We start from the raw sequence: 23,182 nt of genomic DNA on the forward strand, positions 1-23,182 counted from the left end.
GACGCCCATGACTGCCCCTTCCCGCGACGCTTTCGACACCTTCGCACGCCCGGCCCGTGCGGCCGAATCCGCACGCGACAATGCATCCGATCAAGAAACGCCCGCCGTTTCGCTGCTCGCCGAAACCTTGCGTGAAGCCGCCGAGCGCGGCGCATCCGATATCCACGTCGAGCCATCGGAGCACGATTGGCGCATCCGGCTGCGCGTCGATGGCGCGCTGCATGTGTTGAAGCGTCCGCCGCCGCACTTGCGCGACGCGTTCATCACGCGCATCAAGGTGCTGGCGCGCATGGACATCGCCGAGCGGCGCGTGCCGCAGGACGGCCGGCTGCGTCTGAAACTTCCGGGCGGGCGCATCGGCGACTATCGCGTCAACTCGCTGCCGACGCTCTTCGGCGAAAAGCTCGTGCTGCGGCGGCTCGACGCGCTGCCGCCCGACTTGTCGCTCGCCGCGCTCGGTCTCGACGATGCGCAAAGCGGCGCGGTCGAATCGGCGATTCGCGCGCCGCACGGTCTCATCCTCGTGACCGGACCGACCGGCAGCGGCAAGACTCTTTCGCTCTACTGCTTCCTTCAGATGCTCAATGCCGAAGCGCGCAACGTGTGCTCCGTCGAAGATCCCGTCGAGATTCAGCTCGCGGGCATCAATCAGGTGAGCGTGCGCGAAAAAGCGGGGCTGACGTTTGCCGTGGCGCTGCGCGCGTTCATGCGTCAGGATCCGGACGTCATCATGGTCGGCGAAATTCGCGACGCTGAAACCGCCGATGTCGCGGTGAAGGCGGCGCAGACGGGGCACCTCGTGCTCTCGACCTTGCACACCAACGACGCTCCGGCCGCGATCGCGCGGCTCATCGATATCGGCGTGGCTCCCTACAACCTCGCGTCCGCGCTGAGGCTCGTGACCGCCCAACGGCTCGTGCGCAAGCTGTGCGAGATTTGCCGCGCGCCGTCGGCGTTGCCGCTCGCGGGCGGGTTTCATCCGTTCGAAGCGCGCGGCTGCGCGGCGTGTCATGGCATCGGCTATCGCGGGCGCGTCGGCGTGCATCAGGTGATGCCGGTATCCGATGAACTACGCGAACTGATCGTTTCGCGCGCGGCAACGCATGCAATCTCGCGAGCGGCGCAGGCGCGTGGCATGCCCTCATTGCGCGATGCAGCCTTCGCCCGCGTGCGCGAGGGCGTGACGAGCGTCGCCGAGGCAGCCGAAGCAACGGAGATCGAATGATGAGTCATGCGCTCGAATTGCGATTCGCCTGGCGCGGAATGGACGCCGAAGGCCGGCCGAAGCAGGGAAAGATCATCGCCGCCGATGCGCTTTCGGCCCGCGCCTCGCTGCGTCGGGAAGGCGTAATCGTCACCGGACTCGAAACGCTCGGCGCCGCGCCATTGCCGAAAGCGAAGACCGCCGATGTAACCGTCTTCTCACGGCAACTCGCCGGGCTGCTGCGAGCGGGCCTGCCACTCGCGGGCGCGCTCGAATTGCTGGCTGGCAGCGCGACAGGCGGCGGACTGCCGCGCATCGTGCGCGCGCTCGCCCGCGACATCACGCGCGGCGTGTCGTTTTCAGCCGCACTCGCGCAGCATCCGGCGGCATTCGGGGCGCTGTACTGCCAGTTGGTTTCGGTCGGTGAAGTGGCGGGCGCACTGCCGGCCGTGCTCGCCCGCCTCGCCGACGATCGCGAGCGCGCCGCGTCGCAACGTGCCCGACTGCGCGCCGCCCTCACCTATCCCGTCATGGTGCTGCTGCTTTCGCTCGCGATCACCGCGGGTTTGCTGATCGGCGTCGTGCCGACCTTCAAGACGATCTTCGATGGCTTCGGCGCCGCGCTGCCCGCGCCGACGCGCTTCGTCCTCGCGCTGTCGGACGGCGTCGCGCATGCCAGCGTGCCGTTCGTCATCGCATGTGCGTGTGCGGTGATCGTCGTGTCGCGCTGGATGAAGCGCTCGCCCGATGCCCGCGAGTCCGCCGATCGCGCCGCGTTGCGCATGCCGCTCGCAGGCAAGCTGCTGCGCTCCCTCGCTGTCGCCCGATGGAGCCGCGCGCTCGGCACGCTGCTCTCGGCAGGCACGTCGCTGTCGGATGCCTTCGACTCGCTCACGCACGCGACGGGCAATCGCGTCTTCGACCGCGCCACGGTCGACATCGCCGCGCGGCTGCGCAACGGCGAGCGCCTCGCGGTCGCCATGCGCGCCGCCGGCTGCTTTCCGCAAGACGTCGTGCAGCCGATTGCGGTCGCCGAAGAATCGGGCTCGCTCGATGCGATGCTCCTCGATCTCGCCACACTGGCCGATCGTCAGGTGGACGAGCGCATCGGCGTGTTCGCGAGCCTCTGCGAGCCGATCGTCATCGCGGTGCTGGGCGCACTCGTGGGCGGGCTCGTCATCGCGATGTATCTTCCTATCATTCAGCTCGGCAACGTGGTGTAGCATCGCGGGCCAAAGCAACCGTTCGTCCATCATGCAGCCTTCGTTCGATCCGTCCGCCGCGCACTTCGCGAGCCGCTATCTGGCGGCGTTCGCCGCGCTTCCCGTCGCCGTGCAGTACGGGTTCGCCGTCGTGTTCGGTCTCGTGATCGGCAGTTTTCTCACCGTCGTCGTGCATCGCCTGCCTGTCATGCTCGAACGCGCGTGGCGCGCGGAAGTCGATTCGGCCATGCCCGAAGCGTCGAAACCTTCCGCCGATCCGTACCCCGAACGCTTCAATCTCGCCGTGCCGCGCAGCGCGTGTCCGCATTGCAAGCATGTGCTGCGCGCGTGGGAAAACATTCCCGTCATCAGTTATCTCGCGTTGCGCGGGCGATGTTCGGCGTGCGGCGCGCGCGTGAGCCCGCGCTATCCGCTGGTGGAACTCGCGAGCGGTGCGCTCGCGGCGCTCTCGCTGTACGCCTACGGTCCCACCTGGCCCGCGCTGGCGGCGTTCGGACTGTGCGCGACCTTGCTGACTGCCGGTCTCATCGACTACGACACGCGCTATCTTCCCGATGTGCTGACGCTGCCGCTGCTGTGGGCGGGGCTGATCGTGAATTTCGGCGAAGGCGGATTCGCGACGCTGCACGACGCCGTGACAGGCGCGATCGTCGGCTATCTCTTTCTGTGGTGCGTGTACTGGCTCTTCAAGCTCGTGCGCGGCGTGGAAGGCATGGGCTACGGCGACTTCAAATTGCTCGCCGCGATCGGCGCGTGGCTCGGCTGGTCATCGCTCGCGCAAGTGGTCCTGATCGCGGCCGTCGCGGGCGCGGCGTTCGGCATCGTAGCGACGTGGCGCAAGCGCATGCGTTTCGAGGAGCCGTTGCCGTTCGGGCCGTTTCTCGCGGCGGGCGGCGCGATCACGCTCTTCGTCGGCACACCGCTTTATTCTTTGTTGGGATGATCGAAGGGAGCAACGGATGTTCAGCATTGGTCTCACCGGCGGCATCGGCAGCGGCAAAAGCACGGTCGCCGATCTGTTCGCGGCGCGCGGCGTGCCGCTGATCGACACGGACCTGATCGCGCACCGGATCACCGCGCCGGGCGGCGTCGCGATGCCGCTCATCGCAAGCGAATTCGGTGACGATTTCATCGCTGCGGACGGCTCGCTCGATCGCGCGAAGATGCGCGCGCTAGTCTTCGCCGACGACACCGCGAAAGCGCGCCTCGAACGCATCGTGCATCCGTTGATTCGCGCCGAAACGGAGCGCCAGCGGCTTGCGGCGCAAGGCGCGTATCACATCGTGGTCGTGCCGCTGCTGGTCGAGTCGGGCGAGTGGGCCGCGCGCGTGGCACGCGTGCTCGTGGTGGATTGTCCTGTCGAGACGCAGATCGCGCGCGTCATGCGGCGCAACGGTTTCATGCGCGAACAGGTGCTCGCGATCATCGCGAAGCAGGCGTCCCGCGAAGCGCGGCTTGCGGCAGCGGACGATATCGTCATTAACGACGAAACCGCCACGCACGACGCCCTCGCGCAGCAAGTCGACGCGTTGCACGCCCGTTATCTGTCGCTGTCATCCGTATGAAAAGGCTTGACCGCCTGAGTTGGCCAAATCGTCGAAAAGTTCCCTGATTTGCACCGAAACAAGCAGTTTGGCGAGCGATTATGCCGCGATTTGCTAGGGTGAGGATGCGGCATTAGAATGTGCTCACTTCCGCTCATGGAAGCAACCGACCCACGCTGAGGCGAGCGCGCTTGATCCTTTACGAGTATCCCTTCAACGAGCGAATCCGGACGCTGTTGCGCCTCGAAGACCTGTTCGAGCGCTTCACGTTCTTTCTGACTCAGGAAGACGCGCGAGAACACCACGTCGCGCTCACGACGCTCTTTGAGATCGCCGAAGTCGCAGGCCGCACGGATCTCAAGGCCGACCTCATGAAGGAACTGGAGCGGCAGCGTCAGACGCTCGCGCCGTTCCGTGGCAATCCGGGAATCGAACAGGAAGCCCTCGAAGCCGTGCTCGGTGAAATCGAGCAGACGCTCGGCGGCCTCACCGACATGCACGGCAAGACCGGTCAGCATCTCGCCGACAACGAATGGCTCGCGAGCATCCGCAGCCGCACGATCATTCCGGGCGGCACGTGCAAGTTCGATCTGCCGTCGTATTACGCCTGGCAGCAGTTGCCGGTGGAAGAACGGCGGCAGGACATCGCGAAATGGGTCATGCCGATGCTCGCTTTGCGCGACGCGGCGGCCATCGTGTTGCGGCTCGCGCGTGAATCAGGTCAGGCATCGAAAGTGATGGCCATGCAGGGCAGCTATCAGCAGATGTTGTCCGGCCGCACCTATCAACTGATGCAGGTGCGCGTGTCACCGGACACCCGCGTGATTCCCGAAGCGAGCGCGAACAAGTACATGCTGTGGGTACGCTTCACGGTGCAGGACGGCGATCTGAAGCCGCGCGCCGTCGATGTGGACGTTCCGTTTCATCTGACGCTTTGCAGCCTTTGAATAGAATCAGCCGGCCCAATATGGACCAGATGTTGATCAACGCCGGCGCGATTCGCCACGTCTTACCGTCATGACCACTGTCGTCAAATGCCCGACCTGCGGCAAGGATGTCCGCTGGGTTCCGGAAAACCGCTTTCGCCCGTTCTGCTCCGAACGCTGCAAGCAGATCGATCTCGGCGCGTGGGCGGCCGAGAAGTACAAGATTTCGGGTAATTCACAGGAAACGCCGCCGGACGACGATTCACACGGCGGCCTGAACTGACCTTCACTCGCGCTTATTCGCGCTCTTCCTCTTCGAGCCATTCGAGGATCGGAATCGCCGCGGGCAGCAGCGGAGCGACGTCGACGGGAAGTGTCTGCCAGGCAATCGCCTGACCTTCACGCCCGAGCGGCGTGCCCTTCCACTCCGTCACCTTGCAGAAAAAGAGACGCACGTACGCGTGCGGGTAATCGTGTTCGAGCGTGCGCCAAAGCTGACACGCGGTGACGTCGATACCCAGTTCTTCGTGCAATTCGCGCCCGAGCGCCGCCTCGATGCTTTCGCCCGGCTCGAGCTTGCCGCCGGGAAACTCCCAGTAACCTTCGTACGGTTTGCCAGCGGGCCGCTGCGCGAGCAGATAGCGCCCGTCGTGCTGCACCATCACGCCGACGGCCACTTCCGTCACCTTGCGGCCATCGGGCGCGATGTCGGTTTGCGATTCGCTCATTGCTTGCGTCCCGACCAGTCGCGCGCGAATTGCCACGCGACGCGTCCGGACCGCGACCCGCGTTCCAGCGCCCACACGAGCGCATCGCCGCGCGCGCTTTCGACTTCCGCTTCATCGCAGCCGAAGTGCTTCAGCCAATGCCCGACGATCGACAGATAGTCGTCCTGCTTGAACGGATAGAAGCTGACCCACAGGCCGAAGCGCTCGGACAGCGAGATCTTTTCCTCGACCACTTCGCCGGGGTGAATCTCGCCATCGGACGTGTGCTTGTACGTCTCGTTGTCGCTCATGTACTCAGGCAACAAATGACGGCGGTTCGACGTCGCGTAGATCAATACGTTGTCCGATTGCGCCGCGACCGAACCATCGAGCGCGACCTTCAGCGCCTTGTAGCCCGACTCGCCTTCCTCGAAGGAAAGGTCGTCGCAGAACACGAGGAAGCGCTCCGGCCGCGTCGAAATCAGATCGACGATATCGCCGAGATCGTGCAGATCGTCCTTGTCGACTTCGATGAGACGCAGACCGTCCTTCGAATATGCGTTCAGACACGCCTTGATCAGCGACGACTTGCCCGTGCCACGCGCGCCCGTCAGCAAAACATTGTTTGCGGGCAACTTGTTCACGAACTGCTGCGTGTTCTGCTGTATCAGGCCTTTTTGACGGTCGATGTTCCGAAGGTCGTCGAGCGAGATTGGCGAGATCGCCGGCACGGGTTGCAGGAAACCGCGCCCCTGACGCTTGCGCCAGCGAAACGCCACCGCGGATTCCCAGTCGATATCGGGCGCCGCCGGCGGCAACATGCCTTCGATGCGCGCGAGCACTGCCTCGGCGCGCGTGAGAAATTGTTCGAGCTTGTCCATATTCGTATCGATGCGCGCCGCTTTTACGAGCGATAGTCGGCGTTGATGCTCACGTAGTCGTGCGAGAGATCGCAGGTCCAGATCGTCGCGTTCGCGTTGCCGCGTCCGAGCAGCACGCGGATCGCGATTTCGCTCTTCTTCATCACACGCTGGCCGTCTTCTTCCTTGTACTCGGGATTGCGTCCGCCCGCCTTCGCGACGAGCACGTCATCGAGATAAAGATCGATCTTGCCGACGTCGAGATCCGTCACGCCCGCATAGCCGATCGCGGCGAGAATGCGGCCGAGGTTCGGATCGGATGCATAGAACGCCGTCTTCACGAGCGGCGAATGGCCGATCGCGTACGCGATCTGGCGGCATTCCGCCGCGTCCTTGCCGCCTTCGACCGTAATCGTCATGAACTTGGTCGCGCCCTCGCCGTCGCGCACGATGAGCTGCGCGAGTTCCTGCGCCACGTCGGTCACCGCGTCGCGCAGTGCGGCGTACGCGGGCGAATCCGTCGACGTGATCGCAGGCAGGCTCGATTTGCCCGACGCGATCAGGATGAACGAATCGTTGGTGGACGTATCGCCGTCGATGGTGATGCAGTTAAACGAACGATCCGCGACATGCTTCACGAGCTGGTCCAGCACCGGCTGCGCGACCTTGGCATCGAAAGCGAGGAAGCCGAGCATCGTCGCCATGTTCGGCTTGATCATGCCCGCGCCCTTGCTGATGCCCGACAACGTGACGACGTGACCGTCGATGGTCACCTGACGCGACGCCGCCTTCGGCAGCGTGTCCGTCGTCATGATGGCTTGCGCCGCGTCGAACCAGTGCGCGGCCTGCTGATTCGCGAGCGCGGCGGGCAGGCCGGCCTTCAGACGATCGATCGGCAGCGGCTCGAGAATCACGCCCGTCGAGAACGGCAGAATCTGTTGCGCATCGAGACCTTCGAGGCGCGCGAGCTCCGCGCACGTCTCGCGCGCGTGCGCCATGCCCGGCTCGCCCGTGCCGGCGTTCGCGTTGCCGGTGTTCACGACGAGCGCGCGAATGCCCTTGCCGCCCTTGCCCACAGCCGCGAGATGCTCGCGGCACACGGTGACGGGCGCGGCGCAGAAGCGATTCTGCGTGAACACGCCCGCGACGCTCGCGCCTTCATCGACGCGAATGACGAGCACGTCCTTGCGATTGGGCTTGCGGATATTCGCCTCGGCCCAGCCAAGCGTGACGCCGGCGACGGGATGAAGCGCTGCGGGATCGATCGAAGGGAAGTTGACGGCCATGTTCGCGTCTCGCTGAAGGTGGCGAGTGCCGGTTTTCGAACCGGCACGCTTTGAAAGACTGACGCCGCTTTCGCTGAGCGAGACCGGCGCCGTGAAAAGTTGAGACCTGCAAAGACAAACGACGCATCGCTGCGTCGCCTGTTCATCTGTCAGTAGCCGATTAAGCCAGCTTGCCGTGACAGTTTTTGTACTTCTTGCCGCTGCCGCACGGGCACGGATCGTTGCGGCCGACCTTCGGCACGTCGTCCGAGGGGCGCGTGGCGACGCTGATATCGTCGCCGGCGGCCATCGCCTGGCTGACCATCTGTGCCGTGGCGCTCGCCGCCGCGGTGGCGGGCGTCGGCTCCGCGGCCGGCGCGTTGAAGTCTGCGTGCGTGAACGACACGTTCTCGAGATGGCTGCCCTTTTCTTCGTACTGCTCGGCGGCTTCCTCGAGTTGTTCGGGCGACTGGATCTGCACGTTCATCACGACGCGCGTGACTTCCTGCTTGACGGCATCGAGCATCGCGGCGAAAAGTTCGAACGCCTCGCGCTTGTATTCCTGCTTCGGGTTCTTCTGCGCATAGCCGCGCAGATGGATGCCCTGACGCAGGTGATCGAGCGCGGCGAGGTGCTCGCGCCAGCGGCTGTCGAGCGTCTGCAGCATGATCGAGCGTTCGAACGCGCTGAACGACTCGCGACCCACGAGCGTGACCTTCGCTTCGTACGCTTCGTCGGCGGCGGCGAGCACGGCTTCGCAGATCTCTTCGGCGTCGATCGAGTTCGACTCGTTGATCATCTCCTGAACGGCGAGATCGAGCGACCAGTCGTTGCGCAACACTTCTTCCAGTTCCGGCGCTTCCCACTGCTCTTCGATGCTGCCTGCCGGCACAAACGTGCGCACGACGTCGCCGATCACGCTCTGGCGCATCGCGGCGATGGTTTCCTGCACGTCGTTCGCTTCGAGCAGTTCGTTACGCTGCTGGTAGATCACCTTGCGCTGATCGTTGGCGACGTCGTCGTATTCGAGCAGTTGCTTGCGGATATCGAAGTTGCGCGCTTCGACCTTGCGCTGCGCGCCTTCGATCGAACGCGTGACCATGCCCGCTTCGATCGGCTCGCCTTCCGGCATCTTCAGGCGATCCATGATCGCGCGCACGCGGTCGCCCGCGAAAATGCGCAGGAGCGGATCATCCAGCGACAGATAGAAGCGCGACGAACCCGGATCGCCCTGACGGCCCGCGCGGCCGCGCAACTGGTTGTCGATACGGCGCGACTCGTGACGCTCGGTGCCGATGATATGCAGACCGCCCGCGGCCTTCACGTGATCGTGCAGCGTCTGCCATTCGTCGTGCAGTTTCTGGATGCGCGTGGCTTTCTCGTCTTCGGGGATCGACAGATCCGCCTCGATGAACGACGCCTGCTTTTCGACATTGCCGCCGAGCACGATGTCCGTACCGCGGCCGGCCATGTTCGTCGCGATCGTGACGACGCCCGGACGGCCCGCTTCGGCGACGATCGCCGCTTCGCGCGCGTGCTGCTTCGCGTTGAGCACTTCGTGCTTCACGCCCGCCTGACCGAGCAGGCCGGACAGCAGTTCGGACGCTTCGATCGACGTCGTGCCGACGAGCGTCGGCTGACCGCGCTCGACGCAATCGCGGATGTCACGAATCACCGCGTCATAGCGTTCCTTCGACGTCTTGTAGATCTGGTCCTGCTTGTCGACGCGCTTCGGCGGACGGTTGGTCGGGATCACGACCGTTTCGAGGCCGTAGATCTCGTTGAATTCATACGCTTCCGTGTCCGCGGTGCCGGTCATGCCGGACAGCTTCGCGTACATGCGAAAGTAGTTCTGCAGCGTGATGGACGCGAGCGTCTGGTTCTCGGCCTGAATCTGGACGTGTTCCTTCGCCTCGACGGCCTGATGCAGACCGTCCGACCAGCGCCGGCCGTTCATCATGCGGCCCGTGAATTCGTCGACGATCACGACTTCGCCGTTCTGCACCACGTAGTGCTGATCGCGCAGGAAGAGCGTATGCGCGCGCAACGCGGCATAGATGTGGTGCATCAGCGTGATGTTCTGCGGCGCGTAAAGGCTCTCGCCTTCGCCGATCAGGCCCCACTCGGCGAGCAGGCGCTCGGCCTTCTCGTGGCCCGATTCAGTCAGGAACACCTGGCGCGCCTTTTCGTCGAGCGTGTAGTCGCCCGGCTTCTCGACGCCCGTGCCGTCCGCCTTTTCCTCGCCGATCTGCTGTTCGAGCAGCGGCGGCAGCGCGTTCATACGCACGTAGAGGTCGGTGTGATCTTCGGCCTGGCCGGAGATGATGAGCGGTGTACGCGCCTCGTCGATGAGAATCGAGTCCACTTCATCGACGATCGCGAAATTGAGCGGCCGCTGCACGCGCGCGGTGGTCTCGTAGACCATGTTGTCGCGCAGATAGTCGAAGCCGAACTCGTTGTTCGTGCCGTAGGTGATGTCCGCCGCGTACGCTTCCTGTTTCTGCGAGTGCTCCATCTGCGACAGATTCACGCCGCACGAGAGCCCGAGGAAGTTGTAGAGACGCGCCATCCATTCGGCGTCGCGCTGGGCGAGGTAGTCGTTCACCGTGACGACGTGCACGCCACGGCCCGACAGCGCGTTCAGATACGCGGCGAGCGTCGCGACGAGCGTCTTGCCCTCGCCGGTGCGCATTTCGGCGATCTTGCCGTAGTGCAGGACCATGCCGCCGATGAGCTGGACGTCGAAGTGGCGCATCTTCAGGACGCGCTTACTCGCTTCGCGGCAGACGGCGAACGCCTCGGGCAGGATCACGTCGAGCGATTCACCGCCCGCGACACGTTGGCGGAACTCGTCGGTCTTGGCGCGCAGCTGGTCGTCCGAGTACTTCTCGACGGTCGGCTCAAGGGCATTGATCGCCACAACGGTCTTTTGATACTGCTTGACCAGCCGCTGATTGCGGCTGCCAAAAATCTTCTGAAGGAAACCGGTCGTCATCGGATCAGTGTCTGCGTCGCGGCTTCGGACGGGCGCATGTGCAAGCTGCGTCCGGGCTCGGAGAACCTCGGCGACTTAAGTCCATAAGGTGAAATTCGAATCGGGAATTTTAGCACGCGAGTTTGGCAGACCTTGCGTTGGCGTGCCCGCGCGGGCGTCGGCGCGGCGCGACAGTCAACGGGGTGAAAGCTTTTCGGCAAACATCGCCCGAAACGGCCAACGACCGGGCACTGCGGGTCTCCTCGCGTACAATCGAGCCGTTCCATCGGGCGTCCGCCTAGGCAAAAATGAGCCGCTTTTCTACAAATTCAAGGTCGCGTTTCGATCCACGCAAGCCGCAAGCCGTCGCCGACGTGCTCGATCGCACCGATGCGTTTCGCGCGCTGCGTGCCGGGGTCGAGCAGGTGGCGGCGCTGCAGCGCGATTTGAGCTCGCTCCTGCCGGATTATCTGGCGTCGAACGTGGAACCGGGATTCATCAAGGACGGCGTACTCGCGCTCTTTGCGGCGCATAACGCGCTGGCCGCGCGTTTGCGGCATCTGGAGCCGCGTCTGCTTTCGGATCTTCAGCAGCGCGGCTGGGCCGTCAACGCGCTGAAAATTCGCGTGCGTCCCCAATCGATGAAAGAGCCCGTGCCGCCCAAACAGGCGCGCATGTCGGCGGCGGGCGCTTCCGCGCTACAGGAACTGGCCGAAGCGCTCGAGCCGTCGCCGCTGCAGGAAGCGCTCGCGCGAATGGCTTCGCGTCATCAGGGGCGCGCGCAAAAAAAATGAGCGGCGCTTTCGCTGCCGCTCATCTCTGACTGCCGAATAATTGCGTTAAGTCAGGCAAATGCCGTCTGCGTATCGAATGCGAAACCGCGCGGCGCCTTTTGCGTGTCCTCGAACGTGACGATTTCATACGCGTCTTCGTTCGCGAGCAATTCACGCAGCAGCATGTTGTTCATCGCGTGGCCGCCCTTGTACGCCTTGTACGACGCCAGCAACGGATGGCCGACCACGTAAAGGTCGCCGATCGCGTCGAGCATCTTGTGCTTCACGAACTCGTCGTCGTAACGCAGGCCGTCGTTGTTCAGGATGCGGTATTCGTCCAGCACGATCGCGTTGTCCATGCTGCCGCCGCGCGCGAGTCCGAGTTCGCGCATCATCTCGACTTCGTGCGCAAAGCCGAACGTGCGGGCGCGGGCGATCTCGCGCACGTAGGAAGTCGTCGCGAAGTCCACTTCGAGCGCCTGACCGGTCTTGTCGACGGCCGGATGGCGGAAATCGATAGTAAAGCTCAACTTGAAACCGAAGTACGGTTCGAGACGCGCGAACTTGTCGCCGTCGCGCACTTCGACAGGCTTCGTCACCTTGATGAATTGCTTCGGTGCGTTCTGCTCTTCGATACCCGCCGACTGGATCAGAAACACGAACGAAGCCGCGCTGCCGTCCATGATCGGAATTTCTTCGGCGGTCACGTCGACGTATAGGTTGTCGATGCCAAGACCCGCGCACGCCGACATCAGGTGCTCGATGGTCGACACGCGCGCGCCGTCCTTCTGCAGCACGGACGCGAGACGCGTATCTCCGATCGCCATTGCGGACGCCGGAATGTCGACGGGTTCGGGCAGGTCGACGCGCGAAAATACGATGCCCGTGCCAATGGGTGCGGGGCGCAGAGTCAGATTGACCTTGCTACCGGAGTGGAGCCCGATCCCCACGGTTTTGACGACGGTCTTGATTGTTCGCTGCTTCAACATGATGTTCTTTCCGATTTATGTTCCCTATAAAGAGAATCAATCGTGCGTTAAATTCTAATAGCTCGAAGTATACTCCATTCGTCGCGCATCGTCCTGATCCAGGTGGTATCAACTGTTTCCCTGTGTTACGTCGCGGCGGCCAGATTATGAAGTAGAACGGGCCGATGCCCGGAATGGAGGCATTTCCGGTCATCGGCCCCAAAGCTGCAACTCAATGCGAGGGCGCTTCAGGCGTTGCGCGAAGGCAACGCCGCGCCGCTGCAATCAGCGCAACGTCGCCAGGATGCTTTGAGCGTCGCTGACTTCGAACTTGCCAGGCGCTTCGACTGACAACGTCTTGACCACGCCGTCGCCGACCACCATCGCGTAGCGCTGGGAACGAATTCCCATGCCACGCTCCGACAAATCCTGATCCAGTCCGAGTGCCTGAGTGAAACGCGCACTGCCGTCCGCGATCATCTTCACCTTGCCCGAGGCTTGAAGATCGCGTCCCCACGCGCTCATGACGAACGCGTCGTTGACGGAAACGCACCAGATTTCGTCGATTCCCGCGGCGGACAGATCCGCAGCGGCTTCGACGTAGCCAGGCACGTGTCTGGCGGAGCATGTCGGCGTAAACGCGCCCGGCAATCCGAAGATCACCACGCGCTTGCCGGCGCACCGCTCGCGCACCGGGAACGCATTCGGTCCCACGGCGCAGCCCTCGGTGGCCTCCTCGATGAACTCGAAGAGACGCACGTCGGGCAACGTATCACCCACTTTGATCATGCTCGGTCCTTCCCTCATCAGTGCTCGCGGACATCCTCGCGATTGCATCGTCCCGCAACCGTGCCGAACATCATTGCGGCAATTTCGGCTTCAATCTGCCTTCCTCGACGTCAGGGGCAGAATCGTGGGGGTCGGCTGGCCACGGCCCGGCGTCCATTGTGCATCCAGGACGCGGCCTTGGACAGTCGCCCCACGCGAAGCCTGCATCATCCGCACGACATGTTCAGCGCGTGCACGCGGTGTGCCGCGTCGTCATACCTCACTCGGCAGCAAATAACGTGCGCCTGCTCAGTCCGCTTGCTTGCGCAGGAACGCCGGAATGTCATACGTATCGACGCCCTTTTCCTGCAGCGCCTGCACGTGCGATGCCGCAGTTTCGCGCGTCGAACGCCACACGGCCGGGGTGTCGAGCTGACCGTAATCCGTCGTCGATTGCCCATGCTGCGCGCCGTACGTGTTGTGCGAAGGCTGATGGCCGTGCGCGATCGGCTGATTGTCGGTGCCCGTGCGCAGCAGGGTCATCGGCGCTTGCTGCTGCTTCTTCGCCGCGCGGCCCAGACCAGTTGCCACCACCGTCACGCGCAGTGCATCGCCCATTGCGTCGTCGTACACGGCGCCGAAGATCACCGTTGCGTCATCGGCTGCGTAGCTCTTGATGGTGTTCATCACTTCACGCGTTTCCGACAGACGCAGCGAACGGCTCGACGTGATGTTCACCAGCACGCCACGCGCGCCCGACAGATCCACGCCTTCCAGCAGCGGGCTTGCGACAGCCTGCTCGGCGGCGAGTCGCGCGCGATCGACGCCGGCGACCGTCGCCGTGCCCATCATCGCCTTGCCCTGCTCGCCCATCACCGTTTTCACGTCTTCGAAGTCGACGTTCACGAGACCATCGACGTTGATTATTTCCGCGATCCCGGCCACTGCGTTGTTCAGCACGTCGTCCGCGCACTGGAAGCACTTGTCCATCTCGGCGTCATCGCCCATCACCTCGAACAGCTTGTCGTTGAGCACGACGATCAGCGAGTCGACGTGATCCTCCAGTTGCTGCGAGCCGGCTTCCGCGACGCGCATGCGGCGGCCACCTTCGAACTCGAACGGCTTGCTCACCACGCCGACGGTCAGAATGCCCATTTCCTTGGCGATCTGCGCGACCACCGGCGCGGCGCCCGTGCCCGTGCCGCCGCCCATGCCCGCGGTGATGAACACCATGTGCGCGCCGCGCAGTGCATCGGCGATACGCTCGCGCGCGTCTTCCGCGGCTTCCTTGCCCTTATCCGGTTTCGCACCTGCGCCCAGACCGGTCATGCCGAGTTGCAGAACTGCCGGCGCGCGGGAACGCGCGAGCGCCTGAGCGTCGGTGTTCATCACGATGAAGTCGACGCCCTGCACACCACGGTTGATCATGTGCTGAACCGCGTTGCCGCCAGCACCACCAACGCCCACGACCTTGATGATCGTTCCGTTGGTTTCCGTTTCCAGCATTTCGAAATCCATGTTGCCTCCGTCAAGAATGAAGATCGGCGTTATTCGATGAAAGATCGGGCAACCTTTCGTCGCGCGCCAGCCGCCGGTACCAGCGCGTAATTCTTTTTATTGCCTGTTGCTTAAAAGTTTCCGAGGAACCAGTCCTTCATCCGCGAGAAGACTTGTCCCATCGAACCGTTTTGCACTGCGACCTTGCGGCCGCGCATGCGTTGCGAGCGTCCTTCGGCGAGCAAGCCCATTGCCGTCGAGTAGCGCGGATTGCGCACCACGTCGGCGAGACCGCCCGCGTATTCCGGCACGCCGATGCGCACCGGCTTCAGGAAGATGTCTTCGCCGAGCTCGACCATGCCGGGCATCATCGCCGCGCCGCCGGTCAGCACGACGCCGCTCGACAGCAGCTCTTCGTAGCCCGACTCGCGCACGACCTGCTGCACCAGCGAGAACAGCTCTTCGACGCGCGGCTCCACGACCGCCGCCAGCGCCTGACGCGACAGCGTGCGCGGACCGCGCTCGCCGAGGCCCGGCACTTCGATCATTTCGTCCGGATCGGCGAGCGCCTGCTTCGCGATGCCGTAGCTCACCTTGATGTCTTCCGCGTCGGGCGTCGGCGTGCGCAGCGCCATCGCGACGTCGCTCGTGATCTGGTCGCCAGCGATCGGAATCACGGCCGTATGACGGATCGCGCCTTCGCTGAAGATGGCGATGTCGGTCGTGCCGCCGCCGATATCGACCAGCACCACGCCGAGTTCCTTTTCGTCCTCGGTCAGCACCGCGAGCGACGACGCCAGCGGTTGCAGGATCAGGTCGTTCACTTCGAGCCCGCAGCGGCGCACGCACTTCACGATGTTCTGCGCCGCGCTCACCGCGCCCGTCACGATGTGCACCTTCACTTCGAGGCGGATGCCGCTCATGCCGATCGGCTCGCGCACGTCTTCCTGGCCGTCGATGATGAATTCCTGCGTCAGGATGTGCAGCACCTGCTGATCGGTCGGGATGTTGATCGCCTTGGCCGTCTCGATCACGCGCGCGACGTCCGCCTGCGTGACTTCCTTGTCCTTGATCGCGACCATGCCGCTCGAATTGAAGCTGCGGATATGGCTGCCCGCGATCCCGGTGAAGACGTTCGTGATCTTGCAATCGGCCATGAGTTCGGCCTCCTCCAGCGCGCGCTGGATGGACTGCACCGTGGCCTCGATGTTGACCACGACGCCCTTCTTCAACCCCTTCGAGTCGCTCTGACCGAGTCCGATCACCTCGTAGTGGCCTTCGCCCTTCAGTTCGGCGACGATCGCGACCACCTTCGACGTTCCGATGTCGAGGGAAACCAGCAGGTCTTTGTAGTCTTTGCTCATAGCGTGCTCATGCCTGTGATGTCTGCTTACTTCTTGGCCTTATCGGTGTCGTTGATGAAGCGCATGTTCGCGGCTCGTATGGCGAAGCCGTTCGGGTACCGCAAATCCGCATATTCGATGTCTTTCCCCCATCGTCCCGTAACGGACGTCCACGACGCGACAAAACGCTTGCAACGGTCATTCAGCGTGTCCGGATTGCGCTCGCGGCCGAGTTCGATCTGCGTGCCGTTCGAGAGCTTGACCGTCCACGCGAAACGCGGCGAGAGCGTCACTTCCTCCGGCTTCGCATCCAGCGGCGCGAACCACTTCTGAAAATCGCGATACCGCGCGACCACTTCCTTCGCCGTGCCCTCGGGACCATCGAACGCCGGCAGATCGTCGTCGAGTTCGCCCTGATTCGCCGTGAAGAGATCGCCGTCGACGCTCACCAGTTGATCGTTGCCCCACGTGCCGAGCGGCTTGTATTCCTCCAGCGTCACCGCGAGCGCGTTCGGCCACACGCGCCGCACGCTCGCGTGGCGCACCCACGGCACCTGCTCGAACGCGGCGCGCGCCGCATCGAGATCGACGGTGAAGAAGTTGCCCTTCAGATGACCAACCACGCTCGCGCGCACGACCGGCGAACTGACGTGCGTGGTGTCTCCGTCGATCTGAATTTCGCGCAGGCGAAACTCGGGACGCTGGATCGCCCAGTAACCCGCGGCGCCCAGAAGCAGCAGCACGAGCACGACGTGCAGCGCATTGGCGGCGAGGTTGAGTTGGCGAACGTTGTTCCACATGGTTTCGCTTCTTCGTGTCCTGTGTGTGATCGACCTAATTCTTCAGCGTGAGCGACAGCACCTTCACGACGAGATCCTTGTAGCTGATGCCGACCGCGCGCGCGGCCTTCGGCGGCAGCGAGTGATCGGTCATGCCGGGCGCCGTGTTCACTTCGAGGAAATACGGGTTGCCGTCCGAGTCGAGCATGAAGTCGGCGCGGCCCCAGTCGGTGCAGCCGAGAATCTCGAAAGCGCGCTTGGTCAGTTGCTTCATGCGCGCTTCTTCGGCTTCGGTCAGGCCGCACGGAATCAGGTACTGCGTGTCGTCGGCGACGTACTTCGCGTGATAGTCGTAGAACTCGCCCGCCGGAACGATCTTGATGACGGGCAAGTCGAGATCGCCCGCGATGCAGCACGTGAACTCGCCGCCGCCTTCGATGCTTTTCTCGACGATCACGATCTTGTCGAAGTTCGCCGCTTCGGCGAGCGCGGGCACGAGCGTTTCCGCGCTCTTCACCTTGATGACCGCGACACTCGATCCTTCGCTTGCCGGCTTCACGAAGAGCGGCAGCCCGAGCTTCGCGATGATGTCCTGCGCACGCGCCGCGTAGTCTTCGCCGCGGAACACGGTTTCGAACGGCGGCGTCGGAATGCCGGTCTGCTGCCACACGAGCTTCGTGCGCAGCTTGTCCATGCCGAGCGCCGAGCCGAGCACGCCGCTGCCCGTATAACGGATGCCGTAGAAATCCAGCGCGCCTTGCAGTTGCCCGTTCTCGCCGTAGCCGCCATGCAGCGCGATGAACGCGCGCACGAAGCCTTGCGCCTTCAGATCCGAAAGCGGATGCCGGGCCGGATCGAAGGGATGCGCGTCGATGCCTGCGTCGCGCAGACCTTCGAGCACGAGGCGCCCGGAATTGAGCGAGACCTCGCGTTCGGCGGAATTTCCACCGAGCAGCACCGCGACTTTGCCGAACACGGCCGGATCGATTTGATTCACTTGATTGCTCGTTACGTCTGTCATTTCAGTTCTGGCCGTTGGCCACATTGGCCAGCTTTCCGCACACACCGCCGATGGAACCCGCGCCCATTGTGATCACCACATCGCCGTTGCGCGCGATCGTCGTCACCGCGTCGGGCACTTCGTCGATCGTTTCGACGAACACCGGCTCCACCTTGCCCGCGACGCGAATCGCGCGCGCCAATGCCCGGCCGTCCGCCGCGACGATGGGCGCTTCGCCTGCCGCGTAGACATCGGTGAGCACGAGCGCATCGACCGTGGACAGCACTCTCACGAAATCCTCGAAGCAATCGCGCGTACGCGTATAGCGATGCGGCTGGAACGCGAGAACGAGACGGCGATCGGGAAAGGCGCCGCGCGCCGCCGCGATCGTCGCAGCCATTTCGACCGGGTGATGACCGTAATCGTCGATCAGCGTGTACGCGCCTTCGCCGGTGCTCGCGTTCACTTCGCCGTAACGCTGGAAGCGCCGGCCCACGCCGTTGAATTCGGCGAGCGCACGCTGGATATCGGCATCGGCGACTTCGAGTTCAGTTGCGATTGCAATGGCCGCGAGCGCGTTCTGCACGTTGTGCGTGCCCGGAAGATTCAGCACGATGTCGAGCGACGGCGCATCCGCGCGCAGCGTCGTGAAATGCATGCGGCCATCGCGCGCCTCGACGTTCACCGCGCGCACTTCGGCTTCAGCGCCGAGGCCGTAGCGAATGATCGGCTTCGACACGAACGGCAGAATCTCGCGCACGTTCGGATCGTCGACGCACAACACCGCTATGCCATAGAACGGCAGACGATGCGTGAACTCGATGAACGCCTGCTTCAGCCGCGCGAAATCGTGGCCGTAGGTGTCCATGTGATCGGCGTCGATGTTCGTGATGACTTCGATCACCGGGAAGAGATTCAGGAACGATGCGTCCGATTCATCCGCTTCCGCGACGATGAAATCGCCCGTGCCGAGACGCGCGTTCGCGCCCGCGCTGTTCAGGCGGCCGCCGATCACGAAGGTCGGATCGAGCCCGCCCGCGGCGAGCACGCTTGCGACGAGCGAAGTCGTCGTGGTCTTGCCGTGCGTACCGGCGATCGCGATGCCCTGCTTCAGACGCATCAGCTCCGCGAGCATCACGGCGCGCGGCACGATCGGCACGCGGCGATGGCGCGCGGCGAGCACTTCGGGATTGTCGGAACGCACGGCCGTCGACACGACGACAGCATTGGCGCCTTCGATGTTCTGCTCGTGATGGCCGATCTCGACACGCGCGCCGAGCGCACGCAGCCGCTCGGTCACGGCGCCGTTCGCGAGATCCGAACCGCTCACGTGATAGCCGAGATTGAGGAGCACCTCGGCGATGCCGCTCATGCCAGCGCCGCCAATCCCGACGAAGTGAATATGCTTGACGATATGTTTCATTTAATGTGCCTCCCGAGCTTGCGCGTTCACACGCGCGCCGGCCACGTCGGCGCATATGCTCGCGACCTTCTCGGTCGCGTCCGGTTTCGCGAGTGCGCGCGAGCGCTCGGCCATTTGCTCGAGCGATGCGCGCGACTGTGCGCGTAGCCAGTCGGCGAGCTTCTGCGCCGACAAATCGCGTTGTTGTATCAATTCAGCCGCGCCGTTCTTCGCGAGAAAGGCGCCGTTGGTCGTCTGGTGATCGTCGACGGCGAACGGGAACGGCACGAAGAGCGCGGCAACGCCGACCGCGGCGATCTCCGACACCGTCATTGCGCCCGAGCGGCAGATGACGAGATCCGCCGATGCGTACGCGAGCGCCATGTCCTCGATGAACGGCACGAGTTGCAGGTCTTCACCGCGTGTGAGACCTGCCGCCGCGTAGTTCGCTTCCAGTGCTTCGATATGCTTCGCGCCCGCCTGATGAACGACGCGCGGACGCTCTTCCGGAGAGAGCATCGCGAGCGCCTTCGGCACGGTTTCGTTCAATGCGGCCGCGCCGAGACTGCCGCCGACGACGAGCACATTCAGACGCCCGGAACGCGCGGCGTAGCGTACTTTGGGTGGCAACGCGCTCGTTAGTTCCGCGCGGATCGGATTGCCGGTCCATTCGGCATTCGGCAGAGCATTCGGGAACGCGACGAGCACGCGTTTGGCGAGATGCGCGAGCACCTTGTTCGCGAGTCCCGCGATCGAATTTTGTTCGTGCAGCACGAGCGGGCAGCCCGCGAGCTTCGTCATGATGCCCGCCGGAAACGTGATGTAGCCGCCCATGCCGAGCACGACGTCCGGCTTCACGCGACGCAGCGCGGCGAGACTCTGCGAGCACGCGCGCAGCAGATTCACCGGCAGCATCAGCTTCGTCTTGATGCCTTTGCCCCGCACGCCGCCGAAGCGCACGTATTCCATCGGAATGCCATGCTTCGGCACGAGCGTCGCTTCCATGCCGTTCGCATTGCCGAGCCACACCACGCGCCAGCCGTGCGCCTGCATCCAGTGCGCGACCGCGAGCCCCGGGAACACGTGGCCCCCGGTGCCGCCTGCCATCACCATCAAGGTGCGGTCGCGTTGCGCGGTCATACTTTTCCTCCGCGCATGAGCACCCGGTTCTCGTAATCCACGCGCAGCAAAACAGCCAGCGCCACGCAGTTCAGCAAAATGCCCGAGCCGCCGTAGCTGACGAGCGGCAGCGTGAGACCTTTGGTCGGCAGGAGGCCGAGATTCACGCCCATGTTGATGAACGTCTGCGCGCCGAACCAGATGCCGACGCCCTTCGCCATCAGACCGGCGAACGTGCGATCGAGCGCGAGCGCCTGGCGGCCGATCTCGAACGCGCGGCGCACGATCCAGTAAAACAGCAGGATCACGCAGATCACGCCGACGAATCCGAGCTCCTCGCCGATCACCGCGAGGATGAAGTCGGTATGCGCTTCCGGAAGATAGTTGAGCTTTTCGACGCTCCCGCCGAGGCCGACGCCGAGCCACTCGCCGCGTCCGAACGCGATCAGCGAGTGCGTCAACTGGTACGCCTTGCCTTGCGCATAACGGTCGTCCCACGGATCGAGGTAAGCGAAGATCCGCTCGCGGCGCCACGGCGATGCCCACACGAGCAGCGTGAACGTGCCGACCGCCGTCGCCACCAGTCCGCCGAACAGCTTGCCGTTGACGCCGCCGAGGAACAGCACGCCCATCGCGATGGCGGCGATCACCATGAACGCGCCCATGTCGGGTTCGAGCAGCAGCAACGCGCCGACCGCGCCGACCGCGACGGCCATCGGCAGAAAGCCCTTGCCGAAGCTGTGCATGAATTCCTGCTTGCGCACGGTGTAGTTCGCGGCGTAGATCGTCACCGCGAGCTTCATGATTTCCGACGGCTGCATGTTCGTGATGCCGAGCGGAATCCAGCGGCGCGCGCCGTTTACGCCTTTACCGACGTGCGGAATCAGCACGATGACGAGCAGCACCAGCGCGAAGAGAAACAGCTTCGGCGCGTACTTCTCCCAGGTCTTGATCGGAATCTTGAACGCGATGATCGCGCCGACGAGCGCCGTCGTGATCGAGACCAGGTGGCGCACGAGGAAGTGATAGTCCCGATAGCTCGCGTACTTCGGAGAATCCGGCATTGCGATCGACGCCGAATACACCATCACGATGCCGAGGCCGAGCAGCGAGATCATCACCCACAGCAGCGAATAGTCGTAGTCGAGCATGCGCGAGCGCGCGGGGCGCACGCCGTTCACCGCGCTCGAAATGCCGCCTCGCGTGCCGGAGCCGGAATTCGAGCGGCCCGCGAGCGAGTCGCCCGGCATAGCGTTGCGCTGGCCCGTGAGTTTCGATCCGAAGCGGTCCGACCAGCTCATAGCATCACTCCCCGCGCGGCGGCGATTTCTTCGACCGCGCCGCGAAACACATCGGCGCGGTGTGCGTAGTTCCTGAACATGTCGAGGCTCGCGCACGCGGGCGAGAGCAGCACGGCGTCGCCGGCTTCCGCGATGCGCGCGGCGGCGTTCGTCGCGGCTTCGAGCGTCGCGTGGTCTTCGAGCACGACACCTGTAGACGCGAGCGTTTCGCGGATGCGCGGCGCGTCGCGACCGATCAGCATGACCGCGCGCGCCCAGCGTGCGACAGGCGCTTCGAGCGGCGAAAAGTCCTGACCCTTGCCGTCGCCGCCGGCGATCAGCACGATGCGTTGCGCGAGGCCATCGAGCGCTGCAACCGTCGCGCCGACGTTGGTGCCCTTGCTGTCGTCGACGTAATCGACGCCATCGATCTGAGCGATCACTTCCACGCGATGCGGCTCGCCGCGATACTCGCGCAAGCCGTGCAACAGCGCGGCGAGCGGCAGATCGATCGCACGCGCGAGCGCGAGCGCCGCAAGCGCGTTCGCCGCGTTATGAAGACCGCGGATACGCAGTGCATCGACCGGCATCAGCCGCTTCGAGACGACGTTCGGCTCGCTGAATTCCTGCTTGCGGCGGCGCGACGGCGCGGGTTCGTCGGCGGCATCTCGATCGACACCGATGACGAGCCACGTCATGCCGTTGTCGCGCAGCAAACCATAATCGCCGACATGACACGGCTCGTTCAGCCCGAACGTCACGACGCGGTCCTGCGCGATGTTTTTCGCGAGCGCCATCGTGCGGGCGTCGTCACGGTTCAGCACACGCGTCGTGCGCAGACCGAAGATGCGTCCCTTGGCGGCGGCATACGCGTCCAGGCCGCCGTGCCAGTCGAGATGATCCTGCGTGATGTTGAGCACCGCGGCCGCGTGCGGAGCGAAGGTATGCGAGGTTTCCAGCTGGAAGCTCGACAGTTCGAGCACCCAGACATCCGGGAGCGCGGTTTGATCGATGGCTTCGGTCAGCTTGTCGAGCATCGACGGGCTGATGTTGCCCGCAACCGCGACCGACTTGCCCGCACGCTCGCACAAAAGGCCGGTGAGCGCGGTGGTCGTGGTCTTGCCGTTCGTGCCGGTGATCGCGATGACCTTCGGCGCGTAACCGTTCAGGCTCAATCCGGCGAGCGCCTGCGCGAAGAGTTCGAGTTCGCCCCACACGGGAATGCCGCGTTCGTTCGCTGCGGCGATCAACGGCGCGAGATCGGGCGCGAGCGGCGAAAGCCCCGGACTGATCGCGACGAGTTCGATGCCGCCATCGAGCAAAGCGGGCGTGAACGCGCCGCCGATGAAATCCGCGTCGATCTTGTGGATCGCGAGCTCGGAAAGATTCGGCGGCGTTTCGCGCGTGTCGGCGATCTTCAGGCGGCAACCGTGCCTGGCGCACCAGCGCGCCATCGCCAGACCGGATTCACCGAGTCCCAGCACGAGCACCATCGGACTTTGCCGACCGACAAACTTCTCGCCAAACATCGCTTTACCTTTCCCAAGAAC

21 protein-coding genes are annotated in these 23,182 nt (G+C 64.1%); 7 read left to right on the forward strand and 14 right to left on the reverse strand.

Features of this window, described 5'->3' with window-relative positions; translation table 11 throughout:
* The first annotated feature begins 7 nt into the window (after positions 1-7).
* The 6 genes from PQR08_RS28300 to yacG all read left to right on the forward strand — a co-directional run bounded on the left by PQR08_RS28300 (position 8) and on the right by yacG (position 5,180).
* Positions 8-1,225 carry a GspE/PulE family protein gene (locus PQR08_RS28300; protein WP_408163052.1) on the forward strand — a complete coding sequence of 406 codons (1,218 nt, stop codon included), beginning with the start codon at positions 8-10 and terminating at the stop codon, positions 1,223-1,225.
* The gene (locus PQR08_RS28305; RefSeq protein WP_408163054.1) at positions 1,222-2,427 is read left to right on the forward strand and encodes a type II secretion system F family protein; all 1,206 of its coding nucleotides are present in this window, start codon (positions 1,222-1,224) and stop codon (positions 2,425-2,427) included. Before PQR08_RS28300 ends, PQR08_RS28305 begins: the two co-directional genes overlap by 4 nt.
* Before the next feature lie 31 nt (positions 2,428-2,458).
* Positions 2,459-3,370, forward strand: a complete 912-nt coding sequence (locus PQR08_RS28310) for a prepilin peptidase (protein WP_250484157.1) — start codon at positions 2,459-2,461, stop codon at positions 3,368-3,370.
* 16 nt (positions 3,371-3,386) lie between these two features.
* Positions 3,387-3,992, forward strand: coding sequence for a dephospho-CoA kinase (coaE, locus tag PQR08_RS28315; protein WP_408163056.1), 606 nt, complete (start codon positions 3,387-3,389; stop codon positions 3,990-3,992).
* Between the two features lie 170 nt (positions 3,993-4,162).
* Positions 4,163-4,918: a cell division protein ZapD gene (zapD, locus tag PQR08_RS28320; RefSeq protein WP_035510226.1), complete on the forward strand. Its 756-nt coding sequence runs from the start codon at positions 4,163-4,165 to the stop codon at positions 4,916-4,918.
* Between the two features lie 70 nt (positions 4,919-4,988).
* The gene (yacG, locus tag PQR08_RS28325; protein WP_187606093.1) at positions 4,989-5,180 is read left to right on the forward strand and encodes a DNA gyrase inhibitor YacG; all 192 of its coding nucleotides are present in this window, start codon (positions 4,989-4,991) and stop codon (positions 5,178-5,180) included.
* Between the two features lie 13 nt (positions 5,181-5,193).
* On the opposite strand, the gene PQR08_RS28330 is transcribed toward yacG, so the two are convergent.
* From PQR08_RS28330 to secA, 4 genes are all read right to left on the reverse strand, one after another.
* Positions 5,194-5,625 carry an NUDIX domain-containing protein gene (locus PQR08_RS28330; RefSeq protein ID WP_238212824.1) on the reverse strand — a complete coding sequence of 144 codons (432 nt, stop codon included), beginning with the start codon at positions 5,623-5,625 and terminating at the stop codon, positions 5,194-5,196.
* A complete protein-coding gene (locus PQR08_RS28335; protein WP_187606095.1) occupies positions 5,622-6,485 on the reverse strand; it encodes an ATP-binding protein in 864 nt (287 codons plus the stop codon). The genes PQR08_RS28330 and PQR08_RS28335 overlap by 4 nt, the downstream gene beginning before the upstream one ends.
* A 23-nt stretch (positions 6,486-6,508) precedes the next feature.
* Complete coding sequence (gene argJ / locus PQR08_RS28340) at positions 6,509-7,750, reverse strand: bifunctional glutamate N-acetyltransferase/amino-acid acetyltransferase ArgJ (RefSeq protein WP_408163059.1); 1,242 nt, start codon at positions 7,748-7,750, stop codon at positions 6,509-6,511.
* 160 nt (positions 7,751-7,910) lie between these two features.
* Positions 7,911-10,724: a preprotein translocase subunit SecA gene (gene secA, locus PQR08_RS28345; RefSeq protein ID WP_187606097.1), complete on the reverse strand. Its 2,814-nt coding sequence runs from the start codon at positions 10,722-10,724 to the stop codon at positions 7,911-7,913.
* Between the two features lie 287 nt (positions 10,725-11,011).
* Between secA and PQR08_RS28350 the strand changes: the two genes are divergently transcribed.
* Positions 11,012-11,497 (forward strand): DciA family protein, encoded by a 486-nt coding sequence (locus PQR08_RS28350; RefSeq protein WP_408163061.1) that lies wholly within the window; start codon positions 11,012-11,014, stop codon positions 11,495-11,497.
* Between the two features lie 50 nt (positions 11,498-11,547).
* Here the strand turns inward: PQR08_RS28350 and lpxC are convergent, their stop codons facing one another.
* From lpxC to murD, 10 genes are all read right to left on the reverse strand, one after another.
* Entirely contained in the window at positions 11,548-12,465 is a 918-nt protein-coding gene (lpxC, locus tag PQR08_RS28355) for a UDP-3-O-acyl-N-acetylglucosamine deacetylase (RefSeq protein ID WP_187606099.1), read from the reverse strand.
* A 264-nt stretch (positions 12,466-12,729) separates the two neighbouring features.
* On the reverse strand, positions 12,730-13,233 hold the full coding sequence (locus PQR08_RS28360; protein ID WP_408163063.1) for a peroxiredoxin: 504 nt from the start codon (positions 13,231-13,233) through the stop codon (positions 12,730-12,732).
* A 288-nt stretch (positions 13,234-13,521) separates the two neighbouring features.
* Positions 13,522-14,730 carry a cell division protein FtsZ gene (gene ftsZ, locus PQR08_RS28365; RefSeq protein ID WP_035510206.1) on the reverse strand — a complete coding sequence of 403 codons (1,209 nt, stop codon included), beginning with the start codon at positions 14,728-14,730 and terminating at the stop codon, positions 13,522-13,524.
* A gap of 110 nt (positions 14,731-14,840) precedes the next feature.
* Positions 14,841-16,073, reverse strand: coding sequence for a cell division protein FtsA (gene ftsA / locus PQR08_RS28370; protein ID WP_008342980.1), 1,233 nt, complete (start codon positions 16,071-16,073; stop codon positions 14,841-14,843).
* Positions 16,074-16,099: 26 nt separating this feature from the next.
* Positions 16,100-16,852 (reverse strand): cell division protein FtsQ/DivIB, encoded by a 753-nt coding sequence (locus PQR08_RS28375; protein WP_035510203.1) that lies wholly within the window; start codon positions 16,850-16,852, stop codon positions 16,100-16,102.
* Between the two features lie 34 nt (positions 16,853-16,886).
* Positions 16,887-17,828 (reverse strand): D-alanine--D-alanine ligase, encoded by a 942-nt coding sequence (locus PQR08_RS28380; protein WP_035510201.1) that lies wholly within the window; start codon positions 17,826-17,828, stop codon positions 16,887-16,889.
* A gap of 25 nt (positions 17,829-17,853) precedes the next feature.
* A complete protein-coding gene (gene murC, locus PQR08_RS28385) occupies positions 17,854-19,254 on the reverse strand; it encodes a UDP-N-acetylmuramate--L-alanine ligase (protein ID WP_187606100.1) in 1,401 nt (466 codons plus the stop codon).
* Complete coding sequence (murG, locus tag PQR08_RS28390) at positions 19,255-20,373, reverse strand: undecaprenyldiphospho-muramoylpentapeptide beta-N-acetylglucosaminyltransferase (protein WP_371880566.1); 1,119 nt, start codon at positions 20,371-20,373, stop codon at positions 19,255-19,257.
* Positions 20,370-21,653, reverse strand: coding sequence for a putative lipid II flippase FtsW (ftsW, locus tag PQR08_RS28395; protein WP_187606102.1), 1,284 nt, complete (start codon positions 21,651-21,653; stop codon positions 20,370-20,372). The genes murG and ftsW overlap by 4 nt, the downstream gene beginning before the upstream one ends.
* Positions 21,650-23,161, reverse strand: coding sequence for a UDP-N-acetylmuramoyl-L-alanine--D-glutamate ligase (gene murD, locus PQR08_RS28400; protein ID WP_408163067.1), 1,512 nt, complete (start codon positions 23,159-23,161; stop codon positions 21,650-21,652). Before murD ends, ftsW begins: the two co-directional genes overlap by 4 nt.
* Between the last annotated feature and the right edge of the window lie 21 nt (positions 23,162-23,182).

Origin of the sequence: Caballeronia jiangsuensis (assembly GCF_046030135.1) — a bacterium.
Classification (GTDB): Bacteria; Pseudomonadota; Gammaproteobacteria; order Burkholderiales; family Burkholderiaceae; genus Caballeronia; species Caballeronia jiangsuensis.